This is a genomic window from Spirillospora sp. NPDC048911, from assembly GCF_043198015.1.
In the GTDB taxonomy this organism is placed as follows: domain Bacteria; phylum Actinomycetota; class Actinomycetes; order Streptosporangiales; family Streptosporangiaceae; genus Spirillospora.
Map to the genome: position 1 here is coordinate 398956 of NZ_JBICUD010000012.1, position 18304 is coordinate 417259.

Consider the following 18304-nt stretch of genomic DNA (forward strand, 5'->3'; position numbering starts at 1 on the left):
GACCACCTATGAGAGCAGCCCTGCCCGGACCGGGCAAGGATCAGCCCTCGGTGATCTCCCTGACCTCCGCGGTGATCCGCCAGTGCGGCGGGTGGATCTCCAGGAACCGCCTGGTCCACTCCAGCGCCTCGGCCTTGTCCTTGGCCTGGATGATCGAGTACCCGCCGATGACCTCCTTGCTCTCGGTGAAGGGCCCGTCGGTGTAGCCGACCTTCCCGTCGGCCCACGTGACCCGCGTCCCCTCCTCGGTCTTGGCGAGCCCGGCCGTGTCGAGCATGACCCCGGCCTTGGTGATCTCCTCGAACAGCGCCCCCATCCGCGCCTCGAACTCCGGCCCCGGGTCCTCGTACTCGACGTTCTCGTCCATCTGGATGACCGTCATGAACCGCGGCATGCTGACTCCCTAGGTCGAGCGGGGCCTCTCCCCACCTCTCATCCTTGCGTCGAACGACCCACCCCCCAGATCGACACCCGGACCAAAAGATTCCGGAACCCAAAACGCCGGATCAGGGTCGGCTGATCATCGCGTCACGTGGTGGTGGTGATCAGGTTGGTCACTTCGGTGGCGCAGCCCCAGGAGAGGGTTACTCCGGCGCCGCCGTGGCCGTAGCAGTGCACGATGCGGCGGTCGCCGAGGCGTTCGACGTCCAGGCGGACGGTGGGGCGGGCTGGGCGGAGGCCGACCTTGTGGCGGAGGACGCGGGCGCCTGCCAGGGCCGGGACCATGCGTTCGGCGCGGGCCAGGATCGTCTGGGCGGTGCCGGCGTCGGGGTCACGGTTCCAGTCGCCGTGCTGGGCGGTGCCGCCGACGACGATGTCGTGAGTGCGGGGGACGACGTAGGAGAGGCGTTCCGGGTCGTTGTCGTCGATCCACCATTCGTTCAAGCCGAACTGCTCCAGGACGACCACTTGGCCGCGGACGGGGGTGAGGGAGTGGTCGGCGGCGAGGTCGCGGGCGCCGAGGCCGGAGCAGTTGACGATGAGGGGCGCGTCCGGGAGGGCCGGAAGGTCGTGGCGGGTCACCGTGGCGCCGAGCGACTCCAGGCGGGCGTGGAGCCAGGGCAGGTAGACGGCCATGTCGATCACTGGTGACTCGAAGCTCCAGCCGTCGGCGTAGGGCGGTGGCGGGGCGGGGAGGCGTTCGAAGCTCGGGACCGCCGAGCTCCACCAGGGGTCGGGTTGCGGGTCTTTGAGAAGCTCGCTGCCCCGGCGGACCCGGATGCCGGTCTCGGGGATCTCGGCGAGGTCGGCGAACTCCTTGTACGACGCGGCCGACCAGGCCGTGACCCGTTCCTGGGGGAAGGCGAGGTAGGGGTACCAGAGAGCGGCCGCAACGGATGAAGTCGTTTCGGTGGGGAGATCGCGCGCCACTACCTGGACGTCGTGACCGGCCTCCGCCAACCGCACGGCGCAGCTGAGCCCGATCACCCCCGCGCCGACGACGAGCACCTTGGTCATGAGGTGATCATTGCGTGCCAGAGGGGCCATTGAGAATCGCGGCCGTCGACTGATGCCGGGAATAGGGCGGTGTACGCTGGGGTTCGACGGGTTAGTTGAAAGTTCTACTAACTGGAGGCCGCCATGCAGTTCGGGATCTTCTCCGTGGGGGACGTCACGACCGACCCCACGACGGGGCGGACGCCGACGGAGGCCGAGCGGATCAAGGCGATGGTGACGATCGCCCAGAAGGCCGAAGAGGCCGGGCTGGACGTGTTCGCGACCGGCGAGCACCACAACCCGCCGTTCGTGCCGTCGTCGCCGACCACGATGCTGGGCTATGTCGCGGCGAAGACCGAGCGCCTGATCCTGTCGACGTCCACGACGCTGATCACGACGAACGACCCGGTGAAGATCGCCGAGGACTTCGCCATGTTGCAGCACCTCGCGGACGGGCGCGTGGACCTCATGATGGGCCGTGGCAACACCGGCCCGGTCTATCCCTGGTTCGGGCAGGACATCCGGCAGGGCATCCCGCTGGCGATCGAGAACTACCACCTGCTGCACCGGTTGTGGCGTGAGGACGTCGTCGACTGGGAGGGCAAGTTCCGTACGCCGCTGCAAGGTTTCACCTCGACGCCGCGCCCCCTGGACGGCGCGCCCCCGTTCGTCTGGCACGGCTCGATCCGGAGCCCCGAGATCGCCGAGCAGGCCGCGTACTACGGGGACGGGTTCTTCGCCAACAACATCTTCTGGCCGAAGGAGCACTTCCAGCGGCTGATCCAGCTCTACCGGCGCCGGTACGAGCACTACGGGCACGGCTCGGCCGACCAGGCGATCGTCGGGCTCGGCGGCCAGATCTTCATGCGCAAGAACTCCCAGGACGCGGTCAAGGAGTTCCGCCCCTACTTCGACAACGCCCCCGTGTACGGGCACGGACCGTCGCTGGAGGAGTTCACGCGGGAGACGCCGCTGACCGTCGGCAGCCCCCAGGAGGTCATCGAGCGGACCCTCCAGTTCCGGGACTACTTCGGCGACTACCAGCGGCAGTTGTTCCTGGTGGACCACGCCGGACTGCCGCTCAAGACCGTCCTGGAGCAGCTCGACCTGCTCGGCGAAGAGGTCGTGCCGGTGCTGCGCAAGGAGTTCGAGGCCCTGCGGCCCAGCCACGTGCCGGCCAGTGCGCCCGGCCATCTGGAGCTGGTGGCGGCCAACGACGCGAAGAAGGAGACGACCCGATGAGCACGCTGGCCGTCGTGTCGGCGGGCCTGCGGGACCCGTCGTCCACCCGCCTGCTGGCCGACCGGCTCGCGGCGGCGACCGTACGGTCCCTCGGCGAGGACACCGAGGTCGTGCACGTGGCGCTGCGCGATCACGCGCACGACCTGACCAACAACCTGCTCACCGGGTTCCCGGCGGGCGAGCTGCGCGGGGCGGTCGAACGCGTGGCGGGCGCCGACGGGCTGATCGCGGTGACGCCGGTCTTCAACGCGTCCTACAGCGGGCTCTTCAAGACGTTCTTCGACGTCCTGGAGCCCGGAACGCTGGAGGGCAAGCCGGTGCTGATCGGCGCGACGGGCGGGACCGCGCGGCACTCGCTGGCGCTGGAGTTCGCCGTGCGGCCGATGTTCGCCTACCTGCGGTCGCTCGTGGTCCCCACCGCGGTCTTCGCCGCCACCGCCGACTGGGGCGCGGCCGGTGAGGCCGCCGGGGGTCTGGTCGAACGGGTCGACCGTGCCGGTGCCGAGCTCGCGGGGTTGATCGCCGGACGCGCGCCTGCCGTCGAGTCCGATCCGTACGACGACCCGATCCCGTTCGAGCGACTGCTGGCCGGTCAGTGACCGGCCGCGAGCCGTCGTAGCTCCGCGGCGGCTTCGGGGGAGTGGGGAGCGGCCTCGGCGGCGAGGCAGAGCGCGGCCAGCGTGATCGTGGCCGCGCTCCCGTCATCGTGGCCGAGACCGGCCATCAGCCGGTCGCCGACCTTGAGAAACCACGCGCGGACGCGGCGATCCATCGATGGTGCCAGCCCGTGAAGTGTGTCGCGCAGATCCGCCAGGTCGACCGGTGCAGTGGGGATGGGCGGTTCGGCCTGAGTGCCTTTGGCGAGTGAACGGTTGAACGTGTCGGCGAACGCGTCCCAGTCGCGAGGCGCTTCCGGGCCTTCGGCGCGGAGTGCCTCCAGCCCCGCCGCCAGGGCGTTCTCCAGCGCCGTGCCGAAAACGACGTCGTAGACGTCCTCACCACGGACGAGCATCTGATCGGCCGGGCGCACCCGCGCGACGCTCAGCGCGATTCCGGCGGCGAGCTCGTGGAGGGCGGCGAGCTCGCTTTCGATCACCGAGACGCGTTCGCGGGCCTCGCCGAGCCGTCTTTCGAGGATGGGCAGGTCGTCCAGCCCATCCAACACGCGGTCGAGCTCCCTCGAAGCCGTCCGGCCCAGCTGGTCGACCTGGTGAAGATCGACCTTCTCGTAGCTCTCCTCCGCGAGCCGGCCGACTTCTTCGGAGACGCGCAGCATGCGCTCGTAGTCGAGGTCGACTTCGGTGCCGGCCTCGGCGCTGGGAGCCGGCGTCCACGCGGCGCCGACGGACTCCTTGGACGGCGGCGGCAGCGGCGCGAATTCCTGGGCCTCGTGGAGGAGGCGGGTGTGGGCGTCGTCGGTGGCATGGACGGCGTCGAACGCGCTGGTCACCGCCGCGTCGAGGGTGCGGATCCGCTCGATCACCGGGGTGAGCGCGAGCGTGCGGGCGAGATCCTCGAAGCGGGCCAGGCGGTGCTCGCGGCGTTCGGCCCGTTCGCGCGCCACGTCCGCCGCCCTGGCCAGGAGCGGCCGCGGGACTCCCTCGTCCAGCACCGGCACCAGATAGAGATACGACTCCAAGGCCTCGATGGCCAGCCTCAACAGGGCGTGCACCCGCGCGGCGAGCAGGGCGTACGGCACCGCGGTCATGTCATCCGCCATGTCGGTGACCTTTGATCGACTGGACTTATGAGGGAGTATGGAAGATGCGGGGCGTTCCGGGTAGTCCGGCCGGATCCAGGCGGCAGAGCCTCATCGGAGGTTCGACGCCGGCGGAGCAAGATCGGTTTCCTTCGAACGGGGTGAACTCACCCACAAAACCGCAGGTCAAAAATATCTTGATTGATTTGCGCGAGTCACCGTACGCTCTACGCGAGCAATCAAACGGCCGACGCCGGTGGATCTTGAATCCAGGTGTCCGGCCCCGAGGAGCCAGAGAGGTGGTGTGCGGTCCGGTGAGCAACATGTTGACGAAATCACAGCTGTCCTGGACTGACGCCTGCCTGCGCTCCTCCACTCCCTGGTCGACGTATACCGCTGAGTCCGGCCTCTCGCCATTGAGCATCGCGCTCGGTGGCGCGGCGGCACGACCTGGCGGCGGCATGGAGCTCCTTGAGCGGCGCGAGGCGCGGCTCATGCGAGCGCGGCGGCTGTCCGGCGATGACTCCGTCATTCGCACGGGACGACTGTGCAAGCAGCAAGTCCAGGACGAGCAGGGGACGACTGTCTTCGATCACCTCAATGAAGACACCAGCCCCACCGCTCCGGCCACGGCCCACGTGGGCGTCACCGTCAAGGGTGGCGTGCTGGGTCCGTACCCCTGGAGGCGACCGGTCTAACAAGACACGGCAAGCCCCCAGGGCCGCGGATCCAGATACCGGATCCGCGGCCCTTCTTATTTGCCCAGACAACCCACGACACACCCGTTGAGATCCAACGAGAGGAACAAGGGTGACTGAGATGCAGGGGGTTCTCGCCGTGAGCGAGGAGGACCTCACCCTTCCATGCCGGACCGACCCGGAGCTCTTCTTCGCCGAGGCTCCCGCCGACGTCGAGCTGGCCAAGGCCATGTGCCTGGAGTGCCCGCTCCGCAAGGCCTGCCTCGCCGGCGCCATCGAGCGTGCCGAGCCCTGGGGCGTCTGGGGCGGCGAGCTGTTCGTCCGCGGTGTGATCGTCGCGCGCAAGCGGCCCCGTGGCCGTCCGCGCAAGCACCCGCGTCCGGACGAAGTGGCCGTGTGAGGGACACATGACCACCACGCCGATACTCGACCGTATGAACCCGGGGAGCGCGGTCCCCGTACAAGGACTGCGCCCCCGGGTTTCCAGGGAGAAAGAGATGATCTTGCTTAGCCAGGAACTGTCCCGCGCACGAATACGGGACATGGACCAGGAGATCGCGCAGCTCCAGTTGGCCGCGCGAGTACGGGCGCGCCGGCGCGCGCGCCGCGACGCCCAGGCCCGTGCGGCCCGGGTTCGCCGCATCCTCCTGGCCCGCTGATCGCTGATCGCCGGCCCGGCCGGCCGCGGGGACCCGGCCGGACCGGCGATCGCCTCGGTCACGGACCGCCCGGCCGTCACCGGTGATCGCCTTCGGTACGGACCGCCCGGTCGCACCGGCCTGACCCTGTCGGCCGGCCCGCCCGTTAAGCCGGTCCGGCCGAAGCGAACCCGGAATCGGATCCCGTACGTGCATCGGGTGCGTACGGGAACCTGCCAGCTTTCTTGGAGGGATCCTGCCGCCCCACTGGCAGAGATCCTGTCCGACCGGTCGCAGGCCACCGCCCGCCCTTCTTGGATGGTTTGGCGGACGGACGGCCTCCCGGTCGGCGCCCCGCGCGCCTGAGGTTCTACGCCACCTCTCCTCGGCGCGCACGACAGCGGGCCCCGTCGCACCTCATCAGTGCGACGGGGCCCGCTCGGCTTCTCAGCCGGTCAGCCTGCCAGTTCGGTGTCGACGCTGGTGTCGATGGGGGAGTCGTCATCGTCGTCGGCGAAGCCCGGGACCCACCTGAGGGACTCGGCGCGGGCCGGGATCTCGCATTCGAGCTGGCACAGCACGCCGGTGCCGGCCGACAGCACCCGGTGGACGATCACGTACTGGGGCGGCAGGTTGAGCTGCCGGACGACGTTCGTCGGGCGCAGGTCGGTGACCTTGGCGGCCATGTCGCGCAGCCACTCGCGGTTGAACTTGAACGTCTCGTTGATGAACGGCTCGGTGATCGGGGCCAGGAACATCTGGAGCGACTCGGTGTCGACGGTGACGCCCTCGCGGATGAAGTCCTCGTCGCGCAGCGCGTCCTCGATCTGGCCGATGTCGTCCAGCGTGCCGATGCGCAGCAGGCGGCCCATCCGGTGCTGGAACTCCGCCGGGACGCGGTCGACCGCGCCGAAGTCGAGGACGCCGAGGCGGCCGTCGGCCAGGATGCGGAAGTTGCCCGGGTGGGGGTCGCCGTGCAGCATGCCCGCGCGCTTGGGCCCCGACAGCAGGAACCGGCAGTAGAGCAGCGCGGCGTGGTCGCGCTCGTCCTGCGACCCCGACGAGATGATCTTCGAGAGCGGGGTGCCGTCGATCCACTCCGTGACCAGGACGTGCCCGGCCTGGGCGACGACCTCGGGGATGTAGAAGTCCGGGTCGTCGGCCGGGAACCCCGCGCGCATCCGGCGCTGCGAGTCGGCCTCGATCGTGTAGTCGAGCTCCTCGATGACCCGTTCCTTCAGCTCGGCGAGCATCGACTTGACGTCGAGCCCCGGCATCAGGATCCCGAAGAGCTTGCCGAGCCGCGCGAGCTGGTTGAAGTCGCTGATGAGCGCCTTGCCCGCGCCCGGGTACTGGACCTTGACAGCGACCGCGCGGCCGTCCTTCCAGACGGCCTTGTGCACCTGGCCGATCGACGCGGCGGCGGCCGGCCTGTCGTCGAACGACTCGAACTCGTCCCGCCAGTGCTCGCCGAGCCCCTCCGCGAGCACCTTGTGCACGGCGGCGGCGGGCAGCGGCGGCGCGGCCTCCTGGAGCTTGGTCAGCGTGGCCCGGTAGGGCCCGGCGATCTCCGGCGGCAGCGCGGCCTCGAAGATCGACAGCATCTGGCCGAGCTTCATCGCCCCGCCCTTGAGCTCGCCGAGCACCTTGAAGAGCTGCTCGGCGGTGCGCTGCTGGATCTCCATGGCGACGGCCTCGGCGGGTTTGCCCAGCGTGCGTTTCCCGACCCCGAGGGCGGTGCGCCCGGCGAAGCCGAGCGGGAGGGACGCCAGCTTTGCGGACCGCGTCACCGCGCGGCGGGGAAGATCGCTCACAGGTTCATTCTCGGTGATCGCCCCTGCTTCTCGCTACGACGCCCCGGAAACAGTTGTGCGAGTGAGCTCGGGCACAATCACCGGACCTGCACAGATACGGTAAGTGTGCGCTTTCTCACCCTCCTCTCGCGGGCCCCCGCGATACTGTGCGCGCCATGTCCGATGCGCTGTCCGATGTGCTGCTGGTGGAAAACCGTCCCGGCGGAGTCGCCGTCCTCACGCTGAACGACCCCGACCGGCGGAACGCGATGTCCGACGAGATGACGGCGGCATGGAAGGACGCCATCTCGCGACTGCGGGCCGACAAGCACCTTCGCTGCGTCGTCGTGACCGGCGCCGGAAGCGCGTTCACCTCGGGCGGAGACCTCTCCTGGCTCGCCGACACCAACGCGATCGCCGTACCGCCCCTCCGCGACCGGATGCTGGAGTTCTACCGGACCTGGCTGGCGATCCGGGACCTCGAAGTGCCCACCATCGCCGCCGTCAACGGCCACGCCGTCGGCGCCGGATTCGCCCTCGCCCTGGCCTGCGACCTGCGCTACGCCGCCGCCGACGCCAAACTGCTCGTCCCGTTCACCGCGCTCGGCCTCCACCCGGGCATGGCGACCACCTGGCTGCTGCCCGAGGTCGCGGGCCTCCCGCTCGCCCGCGAGCTGCTCTTCACCGGCCGCGCCGTCACCGGCACCGAGGCCGAGTCGCGTGGCTTGATCAACCGCGCCGTCCCCCGCGAGTCGGTGCTGGCCGAGGCCCTCTCCGTCGCCGAACGCGTCGCCGCCCAGGCCCCGATCGCGACCCGCCTGACCAAGGTGGCCCTCGCGAACGGAGGCCACGCCGACCTGGACGCCGCGCTCCGCTGGGAGTCGCTGGCCCAGCCGGTCACCATGAGCTCCCGCGACATGCTCGAAGGCATCAACGCCCAGCGCGAAAGGCGCCGCCCGAACTTCACCGGCGAATAGGCCTCCGCCGTGCCGGCCGGTGCTTGGCCGGGCGCATCGTGGAGCCGTCCGGACGGACGGGGATCGCGCCGGGCGGTTCCTTGCCGGCGTGGACGCGGTAGGCGGCCGCCGCCCTCCTGCGGGCCTTGTGCTTGGCCCACTGACCGGCCAGCATGCCCGCCACCATCGGGGCGGCCACGTTGATCACACGGACGGCGGCCGACGCCGAGACGCCGTAGCGGCGCGCCACCTTGCGGGTGAGCGGCCGCAGGACCCGGCCGGCCAGGCGTCCGATGACCATGCCGCTCACGCCGGTCCCGACGCGCGCGGCGGCCGAACGCCGGACTTCCTCTTTTGGCGAAACCCCCTCGGGAACGCCCCTCTCGCGCTTGCTCACAGTGCCCCCCGTACTCGACTGCAGTCGGTACTTACCCAGGGGAAACACAGGAAAGCCCCGGTCGCCGGGCCTCCGCTTCCCTTCCCCAAACGAAGCGGCTTCCCGGCGGCCGGAGCCGTCTCGGACCCCGACAGTAGGAGGGGCTCCGGGGGCCGTCAACGGGCCCATGTGGAAAGCATGTGGAGGCGCCTGGGGACGCCTCGGGGTGTTGCTGTGGAAAGCGCGGGGAGACGCTGTGGAAACTCTTTGGGGATTGGTAAAAACACTGGTGCTGACCTGGGATGATGCCAAACACCCCCTGTGGAGGACGCAAAATTTTAGGTACGGTTCTGGGGTGCCCCCCAACGTTGAGGTCCGCCGTAGCAATCGACGTCGGCGGACGGTGTCCGCCTACCGCGACGGCGACAAGGTCGTCGTGATGCTGCCCTCCCGGCTGAGCAAGGCCGAGGAGGAACAGTGGATCACGACCATCCTCGAACGCCTGGCCGAGCGCGAACGCCGCCGGCGTCCCAGCGACGCCGACCTCGAGGCCCGGGCGCGCGAGCTCTCCCGGCGCCACCTGGCCGGCCGCGCCGAGCCCGCCAGCGTGCGCTGGGTCGCCAACCAGCGCACCCGCTGGGGGTCGTGCACGCCGGACGACGCGACGATCCGGCTCTCCACCCGCCTGCGCGGGATGCCGTCCTGGGTCGTCGACTACGTGCTGGTCCACGAGCTCGCCCACCTGCTGATCCCCGGCCACGGGGCCGACTTCTGGGCGCTGGTGGGCAACTACCCCAAGACCGAGCGGGCCCGCGGCTACCTGGAGGGCGTCGCCGCGGCCGAGCACCTCCCGCTGGCGGACGAGGGCGACGTGCCCGACGATCTCACCCACGGGGTCGCGGGGTGACCGTCCGCTACGCCGCGGTCCTCTCCGTTCCGTCCCCGCACCGGCCGAGCCCGCCGGGGGCCGATCCCGGCGAGTTCCGGCTCGCCCTGCTGGAAGACACCTACGAGGTGGTCGCGGGGCTGGAGCTGGTCAAGCCCGCCCTGGTGCTGAGCCCTCCCCACCAGCCCGACGCCGAGGCGATCACCTGGCCGGGCACCTTGATCGTCCGAGAGGACACCCTGCCCGGCGCCTTCGCCGCCCTCCACGCGGCCGGGGCCGAGGAGGCCGCGCTGCTGGCGCCGGACGCCCCCGATCTCCCGCCACTCCTGCTGGGCAAGCTCTTCCGCGCCCTCGGCAGCGCCCCGTCGGCCGCCTGCCAGTCGGAAGGCGGCGGTCTGGTGGCCCTCGCCGCCCGGCTCCCGCTCCCGGACTGGCTGGCCACCGCCCTCAAGGACACCGATCTCGACGTCCCCGACGCGCTCGCCCGCCTCCGCGCCGCCGCGCCGCGTCCCGGCCAGATCCCGCAGGGCCCCTCCTGGCACCGCCTCCGCGCCCCGGAAGATCTCCGCCTCCTCGACCCGGGGCTGGAGGGCTGGGAGACCACCCGGGCCCTCCTGGAAGGCCATCCCCTCTCCTAGCCCCCCGTTTCGGACGTCCTGAGAGCGGTCTTAGACCGCTCTCACCTCGTGTTCAGGTCGTGCGCCGACGTTGGTGGTGACGACGACGGACCGAGGGGGAGGCCGAACATGACCATGCCGAGCACCGAGGGCCGGCGCATCCTGGTGGCCGACGACGACGAGGCGGTCCGCTCGGCGCTGGAACGCGTCCTGCGCTTCAACGGCTACGAGGTGGAGTTGGCCGCCGACGGCCTGGAGACCCTCGACGCGATCGACCGGGCCAGGCCCGACGCCGTGGTGCTGGACTGGATGATGCCGCAGCTGGACGGGCTCGGGGCCTGCCGGATGCTACGGGGCCGGGGCGACGACCTGCCCGTGCTGCTGCTGACGGCGCGCGACCAGCTCGGCGACCGCGTCGCCGGGCTGGACGCGGGCGCCGACGACTACCTGGCCAAGCCGTTCGAGCTGGAGGAGCTGATGGCGCGGCTGCGGGCGCTGCTGCGGCGCTCCCGCGGCTTCGGGGAGGGGCCGGACGGGGACGGCCCCGAGGAGATCCTGCGGTTCGCGGACCTGGTCATGAACGTCGACACCCGGGAGGTGCGGCGCGGCGACCGGGTCCTGCACCTGACGCGCACCGAGTTCAACCTGCTGGAGGTGCTGCTGCGGCGGCCGCGCCGGGTCCTGGAGCGGACGCGGATCCACGAGGAGGTCTGGGGCTTCGACTTCGGGCCCTCGTCCAACTCGCTGCACGTCTACATCGGCTACCTGCGCCGCAAGACCGAGGAATGCGGCGGGCCGAGGCTGATCCACACCGTCCGGGGGGTCGGCTACTCCCTGCGTGAGGACCCGGCGTGATCAGGCGCCCTTCCCTTTCCCTGCGGGCGCGGGTGGCGCTCCTGGCCGCCGGGGCGGTGATCGCCGCGATCATGGTCACCTCGGTCGTGTCGTTCACCATGTTCGCCGGGCGCCTGCGCGGCGAGGTCGACCGGAACCTGATCGGGCAGGCGCGGACGCTCGCCGACAACGCCAACGGCCGCCCCACCGACAGCCACGACACCGACCTGCTGGCGGCGCTGGACATGAGCATGGCGACGGTGCGCGACGGCAAGATCATGCAGCCGCCGGGCACACGGGCCCCCGCGCCGGTCGACCTGGCCGCCGTCCGGCGGGTCTCGGCGCCGGACGGCCCGCGCTTCGTGCTGGCCGACGGGCATTCGCGGGGCGTCCACATGCGGGTGATCACCATCCACGCGCACGACGGCACCGTGATCGTCCTCGCCCGCTCGCTGACCATGCTCGACCGGACGCTCACCGGCTTCCAGTACGTGACCCTCGCCGTCGGCGCGGGCGGGGCCCTGCTGGCGGGCGTCGCAGGCGTCGCGGTCGCCGGCGCCGGGCTGCAGCCCGTCCGCAGGCTGACCCGGGCGGCGGCGGGCATCGCCCGCACCCAGGATCTCACCACCGAGCCGATCCGCGTCTCCGGCGACGACGAGATCAGCCGGCTCGCGGGCAGCTTCAACGCGATGCTCGCCGCGCTCAACCGCTCCCGGGAACGCCAGCGCCGCCTCGTCGCGGACGCCGGGCACGAGCTGCGGACACCGCTGACCAGCCTGCGCGCCAACATCGACCTGCTGATCCAGGCGCGCGCCAACCCCGGCCGTTCGCTGCCGCACGGCAGCCACGACGCGCTGCTCGCCGACGTCAGGGCCCAGCTCCGCGAGCTGACGAACCTGGTCGGCGACCTGGTCGAGCTGTCCAGGGACGAGGGGCAGGTGCCGAGCCGCACGCGGGTCCGGCTCGACCGGCTCGTGCTGGCGGCGGTGGAGCGGGTGCGGCTGCGGGCACCCGCCGCGACGTTCCAGGTCGAACTGGAGCCCTGGCCGGTGGACGGCTCGGAGCGCGAGCTCGTCCGGGCCGTCACGAACGTCCTGGACAACGCCGTCAAGTTCAGCCCGCCGGACGGGACCGTCCAGGTGACGTTGAGGAACGGGGAGCTGATCGTGGCGGACGAGGGCCCGGGGATCCCCGAGCGGGACCTGCCGCTGGTGTTCGAGCGCTTTCACCGGGCGCCCGAGGCCCGGGCCCTGCCGGGCTCGGGCCTCGGGCTGGCGATCGTCCGGCACACCGCTGAACATCACGGCGGCGAGGTGTCCGCCGCGAACCGTCCCGGCGGCGGGGCGCTCGTCCGGCTCCGCCTCCCCGCCGCCCCCTGATCCGCGTTCAGGCCGGTCAGTGTGGCGCTGGGGCCGGCGCGGGTTGATCGCTGGGTGCCGTTGGGTCCCCTTGGACGTGGTCAAGGGTGATGATCTGGTCGGCCTCGGGGGCCAGGTGCAGGTCGTGGGTGATGAGGATGGTGGTCCGCCCGGCCATCAGGCGGCGCAGCGGCTCCAGGACGTTGCGCGCCGTCCGCGCGTCGAGGCCGGTGGTGGGCTCGTCCAGGACGAGGACGGGCGCGTCGCGCACCATGGCGCGGGCGATGCCGATCCGGCGGCGCTGCCCGCCCGACAGCAGCCGTCCTTGCCGGCCCACGTCGGTGGCGTAGCCGTCCGGGAGCGCGGTGATGAAGTCGTGGGCGTCGGCGGCGACCGCGGCGGCGACGATCTCCGCCTCGGTGGCGCCGGGGCGGCCGTAGGCGATGTTGTCCCGGACGGTCCCCGAGAACATGAGGGTGTCCTGCTGGAGAACGGTGACGGTGTCGCGCAGTGTGGCGAGGGACAGTTCCTGGATCGGCACGCCGTCGAGGCGGATCCCGCCGGAGTCCGGGTCGTGGAACCGCAGCAGCAGCTTGGTGATCGTGGACTTGCCCGATCCGCTCGGGCCCGTCAGGAGGAGCAGCTCGCCGGGGCCGGCCCGGAAGCGCAGGCGGTCGATCACCGGCCGGGCGGCGCCGGGGTAGCGGAAGGTGACGTCGTCGAACGCGATCCGGCCGCGTCCCGCCACGCGCGTGCGCGGCGCCGGGCCCTCGACGACCGCCGGGCGGGTCCGCAGGACCTCCAGCACCCGGTCGGAGCCCGCTGCGGCCTCGGCGGCGACGAGCGCCAGCTCGCCGAGGCTCTGGATCTGCGGGTACAGGTAGCCGAGGTAGGCGGCGAAGGCCAGCAGGCCGCCGAGCGTGATCCGGCCGGCCGACAGCTCCCAGGCGCCGACGCCGAGGACGACCAGCACGCAGACGGTCTCCACGACCTCCACCAGCGGCCCGTACAGGCTCGACAGCCGGGTCTCGGCCATCTTGGCCTCCAGCCAGCCGCGCCCCTCCCGGTGCAGGCGCCGGGCCTCGGTCTCCTGCCGGTTGTAGGCCTGGACGAGCGGCTGGTTGGACAGGCTCTCCTCGACGGTGCTGGTCATCACACCGTTGCTGAGCCGCTCGCGTCCCGCCGCCTGCCGGAAGCGCCCGGAGAAACCGCGGGTGACGAGCAGGAATACCGGGACGAGCGCGCAGGCCACGAGCGCGAGGTCCCACCGGACGTAGAACGCGGCGGCCACGAAGAACACGGTGCTGACGGCCGCGGTGACCAGCCGCACGAGCCCGGAGGCGACGAGCTCCTCGATCGCCTCGATGTCGTCGGTCAGCCGGGCCATCAGATCGCCCAGCCGGCCCCGGTCGAAGAACTCCGGCGAGAGCCGCTGGACGTGCGCGAAGACCTGGTCGCGCAGCCGCAGCAGGAAGCGCTCGCCGGCCAGCGTCGTCACGTACTCGCCGACGAAGGTCATCAGCGCGGTGACGAGCGCGATGCCGAGCCACGCTCCGGCGGGCGCCCAGAAGGCACCGAGGTCGCGGGCGGCCAGCGCGTCGTCGGTGATGACGCCGAACAGCCAGATCGCGGCGACCTCGCAGGCCGCCGCGGCGATGGCGAGCCCGGCGCCGAGGGCCGGCAGCCTGCGATCGCCCCGCATGAGCGGCCAGAAACGGCGGAACGTCGTGCGGACGGACACCACGGGAGCGGCCGACGGAACGAGTGATCGAGCCACGTCCCCCTCCAATCGATCGGCGCGGACGTCCGTCCGCGCATACAGGACGGGAGCCGGCGGGGGCTGCTGCCTCCCACCGGCTCCCGTCCGACTCACCGCTTACTTGGCGTGCCGCTTGCAGGCCGGCTTACGGCGCTTGTGGCGCTTGGGCGGGGCCGGCTTGACGGGACGCTTGCGCGGGGCGGGGACGATCTTCTTGAAGCTCATCTCGGGTCCTTCCGGTTCCTTTTCGCCGCGTTCGCGGCCTTGCAGAAATGAACTTATACGGTCACTTTGATGACCTTTCATAAACTGCACTGAGCTGCACCGAAGGGAAATCTAAGAAAAAGCTAAATGCCATTTCCGGGGGCTGGAACGCCGGATGCCCCGGTGATCTCTCGATCACCGGGGCATCCGGATCGTGTGTGGGGACGACGGCGCCGGGGTCAGAAGGCGGCGCGGCTCACCAGGCGGCGGACGGCGTCGTCCGTCGGGTCGGGGAGGTGCGCGGCGGGGAACCAGCGGAGGTCGTCGGACTCGTCGCTGATCGCGTGGCGCGCGTTCTCCGGGGCGTAGGCGACGTATTGGACGTCCAGGTGCCAGGAACCCTCGGGGTGGCAGCGCACGGCGTGACGGTCGAGCTGGACGGGGTCTGGACGGAACGCCAGATCGGTAATGCCGGACTCTTCCGTGGCCTCGCGAAGGGCGGCCTCGGCCAGGGTGCGGTCGCCGGGTTCGCAGTGGCCGCCGAGTTGGAGCCAGGCCTTGACCTTGCTGTGCAGGGTCAGCAGGACCTGGGTGCCGGTGGCGTCCAGGACCAGGGTGCTGGCGGTGATGTGCCCGGGGACGCACGCGCGCCACGTGCCGTCGGCGTGTTCGTCCAGGTGCCGCAGGAAGTCGTGGCGGAGCCGATCCTGGTGGGGATCGGGCGCCCGCCACGACTTCAGGACGCGCACGGCATCGGTGTGCAACGCGTCGATGGCCGGTGGCCGGGTCACGTCCTGCCTATGCGCGGGTAGAGCGAGTTGGCCGGATGGCGGCGCCGGCGCTCATGGTCGGTCGGGCGCTGCCAGCAGAGTGAGGCACGGGCGATCCGGCGCCTGATCACCACCGAGGAGGTCCCCGGGTCGATCAGGCAGCCGTTCACGCGTGACCGGGCCCGGTACCTCACGAGCCCGCTTCGGGGTCGTCGCCGCGGTCGTCCGGGTCGCGGTCGTCCGAGTCGTCGCTGCCGTCCGGGCCGCCATCCTCGGAAGGAGGCTTCTCCTCGGAGCGGGGCCGCTCCTCGGTGAGGGCGGAGATGTCGAGGTCGGACAGGCCCTCCAGCTCGGGCTTGCCGTGCACGAAGCCCTCGGGATCGTCCAGGTCTTCCGTGGTCGGCAGCAGGTCGGGGTGCTCCCAGACCGCGTCGCGCCCCTGGACGCCGCGTACCTCGGTGAGGGTCCGCCAGAGGGCGCCGGCCTCGCGGAGGCGGCGCGGGCGGAGTTCGAGGCCCACCAGGGTGGCGAACGTGCGCTCGGCGGGACCGCCGGTGGCGCGGCGCCGCCGGACGGCCTCGGCCAGCTTGACCGCACCCGGCAGGCGGCCGTCGGCGACCTCGTTGACCACGGTGTCGATCCAGCCCTCGATCAGGGCGAGGATGGTCTCCAGCCGGGCCAGCGCCGCCTTCTGCTGCGGGGTCTCCTCGGGCTGGAGGCTGATCTCGCCGCCGAGCGCCTCCTGGAGCGCCTCCGGGTTGGAGATGTCGAGGCCCTGGACCGCCTGCTCGATGCCCGACAGGTCGACGGTGATGCCGCGCGCGTAGTCGTCGACCGCGCCCAGGATGTGGGCCCGCAGCCACGGCACGTGCGCGAACAGGCGCTGGTGCGCGGCCTCGCGCAGCGCCAGGTAGAGCCGGACCTCGTCGTCGGAGACCTCCAGGCCCTCGCCGAACGCGTCGACTCCGGCGGGCAGCAGCGCGCCCACCCCGTCGGGGGCGAGGGGGAGCCCGACGTCGGCCGAGCCGACGACCTCGCGGGCCAGCGCGCCCAGCGCCTGCCCGGCCTGGCCGCCCACCATGGCCCCGGCCATCTGCTTGACCATGCCGATCAGCGGGCCTGCCATCGCCTGCATCTCGGCGGGGATGTCGCCCGCGCCGCCGAGCGCGCCGCCCATGGACTCGACCATGCGGGTGGCGATCGGGTCGCACACCTTCGCCCAGACCGGCAGCGTCTGCTCGATCCACTCCGACCGGCTCCAGGCCTGCGGCTTCTTGATGCCGGCGGGCAGCGTCGTGCCCTCGTCCAGCCACAGGTCGGCCAGCCGCAGCGCCTCCTCGACCTGGCGCCGCTCGGCGTCCACGATCGACGGGTCGCCCTGCTCGACCACGGAGTGGCGGGCGATGTTCTTGGCCAGGTCCCAGTTCAGCGGCCCGGCGTCGGGCCCCCCGGGCGCGCCCTGGCTGCCGATCATGTCGGCGAATCGGTGCAACATGTCGGCGAACTGCTGCATGTCGCCGCCCATGGCCTTGAATGGGTCCTGGGGCTTGTCGTCGTCACCGTCTCCTGGACGGTTGAAGCCGAACGGAGTGTCACTCATACGTTCGCCCCTGGGCATGATGGGCTCATACCGGCCACGTTAGCCGGTCCTGGCGAACTCGCGTACACAAGGAAGGGGGCGCCTCCGTGGCAACGGGCAAGGTTCGCCCTCGGCGTAGCAAGGGTCCGGTCGTCGCCGTCACCGGGGCGGCCACCGGAGCGGGGCGGCTGCTGGCCGCGCGGCTCGCCGAGCGGGCTGTACACGCCGACGAAGTCGGTTCGGAGGGCGCGGGGGGCCGGGGCCCCTCGGGCCACAAGGTACGCAAGGTCGTCGCCATCGACGGCCATCGCGGAGATGTGCCGGGCGTCACATGGCGTGTCGTCGACATCCGCGATCCGCTGCTGTCGAACCGGCTGTCGGACGTGGACGTGATCGTGCACGCCGACATCGAGAGCTCCCCCGAGCTCGATCCGCGGGAGCGCCGCACCCACAACGTGCGCGGCGCGCAGACCGTCGTCACCGCCGCGGCCGCCGCCCGGGTGCGCCGCGTGATCCTGGTGACGAGCGCGATGGTCTACGGGGCGGGCCCGGACAACGAGGTCCCCCTGAACGAGGACGCGCCGCTCCTCGCCGAGGCCAACGCCAGCATCGCGGGCGACTTCCTGGAGATCGAGGATCTCGCCGCGAACGCGCCGGTCACCCATCCGGGCCTGGAGGTCACGGTCGTCCGGCCCGCCGCCCTCGTCGGGCCCGGGATCGACACCGTGATGACCCGGCACTTCGAGGCGCCCCGGCTGCTGTCGGTCAAGGGCAGCACGCCGGCCTGGCAGTTCTGCCACGTCGAGGACCTGGCGTCGGCGCTGGAGATGGTGGTCGTCGCCGAGGTTCCCGGGCCGGTCGCGGTCTCCTGCGAGGGCTGGCTCGGCTCGGCGGAGGTCTCCGAGATCACCGGCAAGCGGAGCTTCGAGCTGCCCGCCGCCGTCACGTTCGGCATGGCGCAGCGCCTGCACCGCCTCGGCATGACCCCGGCGCCCGCCACGGACCTGCACTACGTGACGTACCCGTGGGTCGTCGACGCCGCCCGTCTGCGCGAGGCCGGCTGGAAGCCCGCGTACGACAACGCGACGGCGCTCCGCGTGCTCATGGACGAGAGCGCGGGCCGGCACGCCGTCGTCGGCCGTCGTGTGGGCGGCAAGGAGGCCACGATGGCCACCGCGGCGGGCGCCACCGTCGCCGCCATCGGTGCGGCGGCCGCCATCCGCCGCGCGCGCAAACGCCGCCGCTGACAAGGCGGGCACTGACAAGGCGGGCACTGACAAGGCGGGCACTGACAAGGCGGGCACTGACAAGGCGGGCACTGACAAGGCGGGCACTGACAAGGCGGGCACTGACAAGGCGGGCACTGACAAGGCGGGTGCTGACAAGGCGGGCACTGACAAGGCGGGCACTGACAAGGCGGGCACTGACAAGGCGGGCACTGACAAGGCGGGCACTGAC

General features: G+C 71.5%; 19 protein-coding genes and 1 pseudogene. 12 read left to right on the forward strand and 8 right to left on the reverse strand.

Annotated features, from left to right (window positions below):
* Window positions 1-40: 40 nt before the first annotated feature.
* Both ACGFNU_RS43095 and ACGFNU_RS43100 read right to left on the reverse strand, forming a co-directional pair.
* Entirely contained in the window at window positions 41-394 is a 354-nt protein-coding gene (locus tag ACGFNU_RS43095; protein WP_392602425.1) for a YciI family protein, read from the reverse strand.
* 134 nt (window positions 395-528) lie between these two features.
* Window positions 529-1458: an FAD-dependent oxidoreductase gene (locus ACGFNU_RS43100; protein ID WP_392602426.1), complete on the reverse strand. Its 930-nt coding sequence runs from the start codon at window positions 1456-1458 to the stop codon at window positions 529-531.
* A 123-nt stretch (window positions 1459-1581) separates the two neighbouring features.
* On the opposite strand from ACGFNU_RS43100, the gene ACGFNU_RS43105 reads away from it, so the two are divergent.
* The gene (locus ACGFNU_RS43105) at window positions 1582-2679 is read left to right on the forward strand and encodes an LLM class flavin-dependent oxidoreductase (RefSeq protein ID WP_392602427.1); all 1098 of its coding nucleotides are present in this window, start codon (window positions 1582-1584) and stop codon (window positions 2677-2679) included.
* Window positions 2676-3278, forward strand: a complete 603-nt coding sequence (locus ACGFNU_RS43110; protein ID WP_392602428.1) for an FMN reductase — start codon at window positions 2676-2678, stop codon at window positions 3276-3278. The genes ACGFNU_RS43105 and ACGFNU_RS43110 overlap by 4 nt, the downstream gene beginning before the upstream one ends.
* Here the strand turns inward: ACGFNU_RS43110 and ACGFNU_RS43115 are convergent.
* A complete protein-coding gene (locus ACGFNU_RS43115; protein ID WP_392602429.1) occupies window positions 3272-4399 on the reverse strand; it encodes a hypothetical protein in 1128 nt (375 codons plus the stop codon). The genes ACGFNU_RS43110 and ACGFNU_RS43115 overlap by 7 nt on opposite strands.
* Window positions 4400-4692: 293 nt before the next feature.
* Between ACGFNU_RS43115 and ACGFNU_RS43120 the strand changes: the two genes are divergently transcribed.
* The 3 genes from ACGFNU_RS43120 (at window position 4693) to ACGFNU_RS43130 (ending at window position 5735) form a co-directional block, all read left to right on the forward strand.
* Complete coding sequence (locus tag ACGFNU_RS43120) at window positions 4693-5076, forward strand: hypothetical protein (protein ID WP_392602430.1); 384 nt, start codon at window positions 4693-4695, stop codon at window positions 5074-5076.
* A gap of 121 nt (window positions 5077-5197) precedes the next feature.
* Window positions 5198-5476, forward strand: a complete 279-nt coding sequence (locus tag ACGFNU_RS43125) for a WhiB family transcriptional regulator (RefSeq protein ID WP_392602459.1) — start codon at window positions 5198-5200, stop codon at window positions 5474-5476.
* 97 nt (window positions 5477-5573) lie between these two features.
* Complete coding sequence (locus ACGFNU_RS43130; protein WP_392602431.1) at window positions 5574-5735, forward strand: hypothetical protein; 162 nt, start codon at window positions 5574-5576, stop codon at window positions 5733-5735.
* A 434-nt stretch (window positions 5736-6169) separates the two neighbouring features.
* Here ACGFNU_RS43130 and ACGFNU_RS43135 read toward each other — a convergent pair whose 3' ends face one another.
* Window positions 6170-7528: an ABC1 kinase family protein gene (locus ACGFNU_RS43135; RefSeq protein ID WP_392602432.1), complete on the reverse strand. Its 1359-nt coding sequence runs from the start codon at window positions 7526-7528 to the stop codon at window positions 6170-6172.
* A gap of 155 nt (window positions 7529-7683) precedes the next feature.
* Here ACGFNU_RS43135 and ACGFNU_RS43140 point away from each other — a divergent pair, with 155 nt between their 5' ends.
* A complete protein-coding gene (locus ACGFNU_RS43140; protein WP_392602433.1) occupies window positions 7684-8484 on the forward strand; it encodes an enoyl-CoA hydratase/isomerase family protein in 801 nt (266 codons plus the stop codon).
* On the opposite strand, the gene ACGFNU_RS43145 is transcribed toward ACGFNU_RS43140, so the two are convergent.
* Complete coding sequence (locus tag ACGFNU_RS43145; RefSeq protein ID WP_392602434.1) at window positions 8471-8773, reverse strand: hypothetical protein; 303 nt, start codon at window positions 8771-8773, stop codon at window positions 8471-8473. The genes ACGFNU_RS43140 and ACGFNU_RS43145 overlap by 14 nt on opposite strands.
* A 253-nt stretch (window positions 8774-9026) precedes the next feature.
* Here ACGFNU_RS43145 and ACGFNU_RS43150 point away from each other — a divergent pair, with 253 nt between their 5' ends.
* The 4 genes from ACGFNU_RS43150 (at window position 9027) to ACGFNU_RS43165 (ending at window position 12555) form a co-directional block, all read left to right on the forward strand.
* Window positions 9027-9746 (forward strand): M48 family metallopeptidase, encoded by a 720-nt coding sequence (locus tag ACGFNU_RS43150; RefSeq protein WP_392602435.1) that lies wholly within the window; start codon window positions 9027-9029, stop codon window positions 9744-9746.
* Entirely contained in the window at window positions 9743-10363 is a 621-nt protein-coding gene (locus ACGFNU_RS43155; protein ID WP_392602436.1) for a hypothetical protein, read from the forward strand. Before ACGFNU_RS43150 ends, ACGFNU_RS43155 begins: the two co-directional genes overlap by 4 nt.
* A gap of 114 nt (window positions 10364-10477) precedes the next feature.
* Window positions 10478-11197: a response regulator transcription factor gene (locus ACGFNU_RS43160; protein WP_392602460.1), complete on the forward strand. Its 720-nt coding sequence runs from the start codon at window positions 10478-10480 to the stop codon at window positions 11195-11197.
* Complete coding sequence (locus ACGFNU_RS43165) at window positions 11194-12555, forward strand: ATP-binding protein (RefSeq protein ID WP_392602437.1); 1362 nt, start codon at window positions 11194-11196, stop codon at window positions 12553-12555. Before ACGFNU_RS43160 ends, ACGFNU_RS43165 begins: the two co-directional genes overlap by 4 nt.
* Before the next feature lie 16 nt (window positions 12556-12571).
* Here ACGFNU_RS43165 and ACGFNU_RS43170 read toward each other — a convergent pair whose 3' ends face one another.
* The 3 genes from ACGFNU_RS43170 to ACGFNU_RS43180 form a co-directional block, all read right to left on the reverse strand.
* On the reverse strand, window positions 12572-14311 hold the full coding sequence (locus ACGFNU_RS43170) for an ABC transporter ATP-binding protein (protein ID WP_392602438.1): 1740 nt from the start codon (window positions 14309-14311) through the stop codon (window positions 12572-12574).
* A gap of 425 nt (window positions 14312-14736) precedes the next feature.
* A complete protein-coding gene (locus ACGFNU_RS43175) occupies window positions 14737-15288 on the reverse strand; it encodes an NUDIX hydrolase (protein WP_392602439.1) in 552 nt (183 codons plus the stop codon).
* Window positions 15289-15457: 169 nt separating this feature from the next.
* Complete coding sequence (locus ACGFNU_RS43180; RefSeq protein WP_392602440.1) at window positions 15458-16867, reverse strand: zinc-dependent metalloprotease; 1410 nt, start codon at window positions 16865-16867, stop codon at window positions 15458-15460.
* Between the two features lie 86 nt (window positions 16868-16953).
* Between ACGFNU_RS43180 and ACGFNU_RS43185 the strand changes: the two genes are divergently transcribed.
* Entirely contained in the window at window positions 16954-18093 is a 1140-nt protein-coding gene (locus ACGFNU_RS43185) for an NAD-dependent epimerase/dehydratase family protein (RefSeq protein WP_392602441.1), read from the forward strand.
* Window positions 18050-18304, forward strand: a pseudogene (locus ACGFNU_RS43190) (hypothetical protein); the annotation flags it as partial. The gene ACGFNU_RS43185 and the pseudogene ACGFNU_RS43190, both read left to right, overlap by 44 nt.

Excerpts from the sequence above, each read along its gene's own strand:
- ACGFNU_RS43095 (WP_392602425.1), bottom strand. The coding sequence starts at position 394 with ATGCCGCGGTTCATGACGGTCATCCAGATGGACGAGAACGTCGAGTAC.
- ACGFNU_RS43100 (WP_392602426.1), bottom strand. The coding sequence starts at position 1,458 with ATGACCAAGGTGCTCGTCGTCGGCGCGGGGGTGATCGGGCTCAGCTGC.
- ACGFNU_RS43105 (WP_392602427.1), top strand. The coding sequence starts at position 1,582 with ATGCAGTTCGGGATCTTCTCCGTGGGGGACGTCACGACCGACCCCACG.
- ACGFNU_RS43110 (WP_392602428.1), top strand. The coding sequence starts at position 2,676 with ATGAGCACGCTGGCCGTCGTGTCGGCGGGCCTGCGGGACCCGTCGTCC.
- ACGFNU_RS43115 (WP_392602429.1), bottom strand. The coding sequence starts at position 4,399 with ATGGCGGATGACATGACCGCGGTGCCGTACGCCCTGCTCGCCGCGCGG.
- ACGFNU_RS43125 (WP_392602459.1), top strand. The coding sequence starts at position 5,198 with ATGCAGGGGGTTCTCGCCGTGAGCGAGGAGGACCTCACCCTTCCATGC.
- ACGFNU_RS43130 (WP_392602431.1), top strand. The coding sequence starts at position 5,574 with ATGATCTTGCTTAGCCAGGAACTGTCCCGCGCACGAATACGGGACATG.
- ACGFNU_RS43140 (WP_392602433.1), top strand. The coding sequence starts at position 7,684 with ATGTCCGATGCGCTGTCCGATGTGCTGCTGGTGGAAAACCGTCCCGGC.
- ACGFNU_RS43150 (WP_392602435.1), top strand. The coding sequence starts at position 9,027 with ATGTGGAAAGCATGTGGAGGCGCCTGGGGACGCCTCGGGGTGTTGCTG.
- ACGFNU_RS43160 (WP_392602460.1), top strand. The coding sequence starts at position 10,478 with ATGCCGAGCACCGAGGGCCGGCGCATCCTGGTGGCCGACGACGACGAG.
- ACGFNU_RS43180 (WP_392602440.1), bottom strand. The coding sequence starts at position 16,867 with ATGAGTGACACTCCGTTCGGCTTCAACCGTCCAGGAGACGGTGACGAC.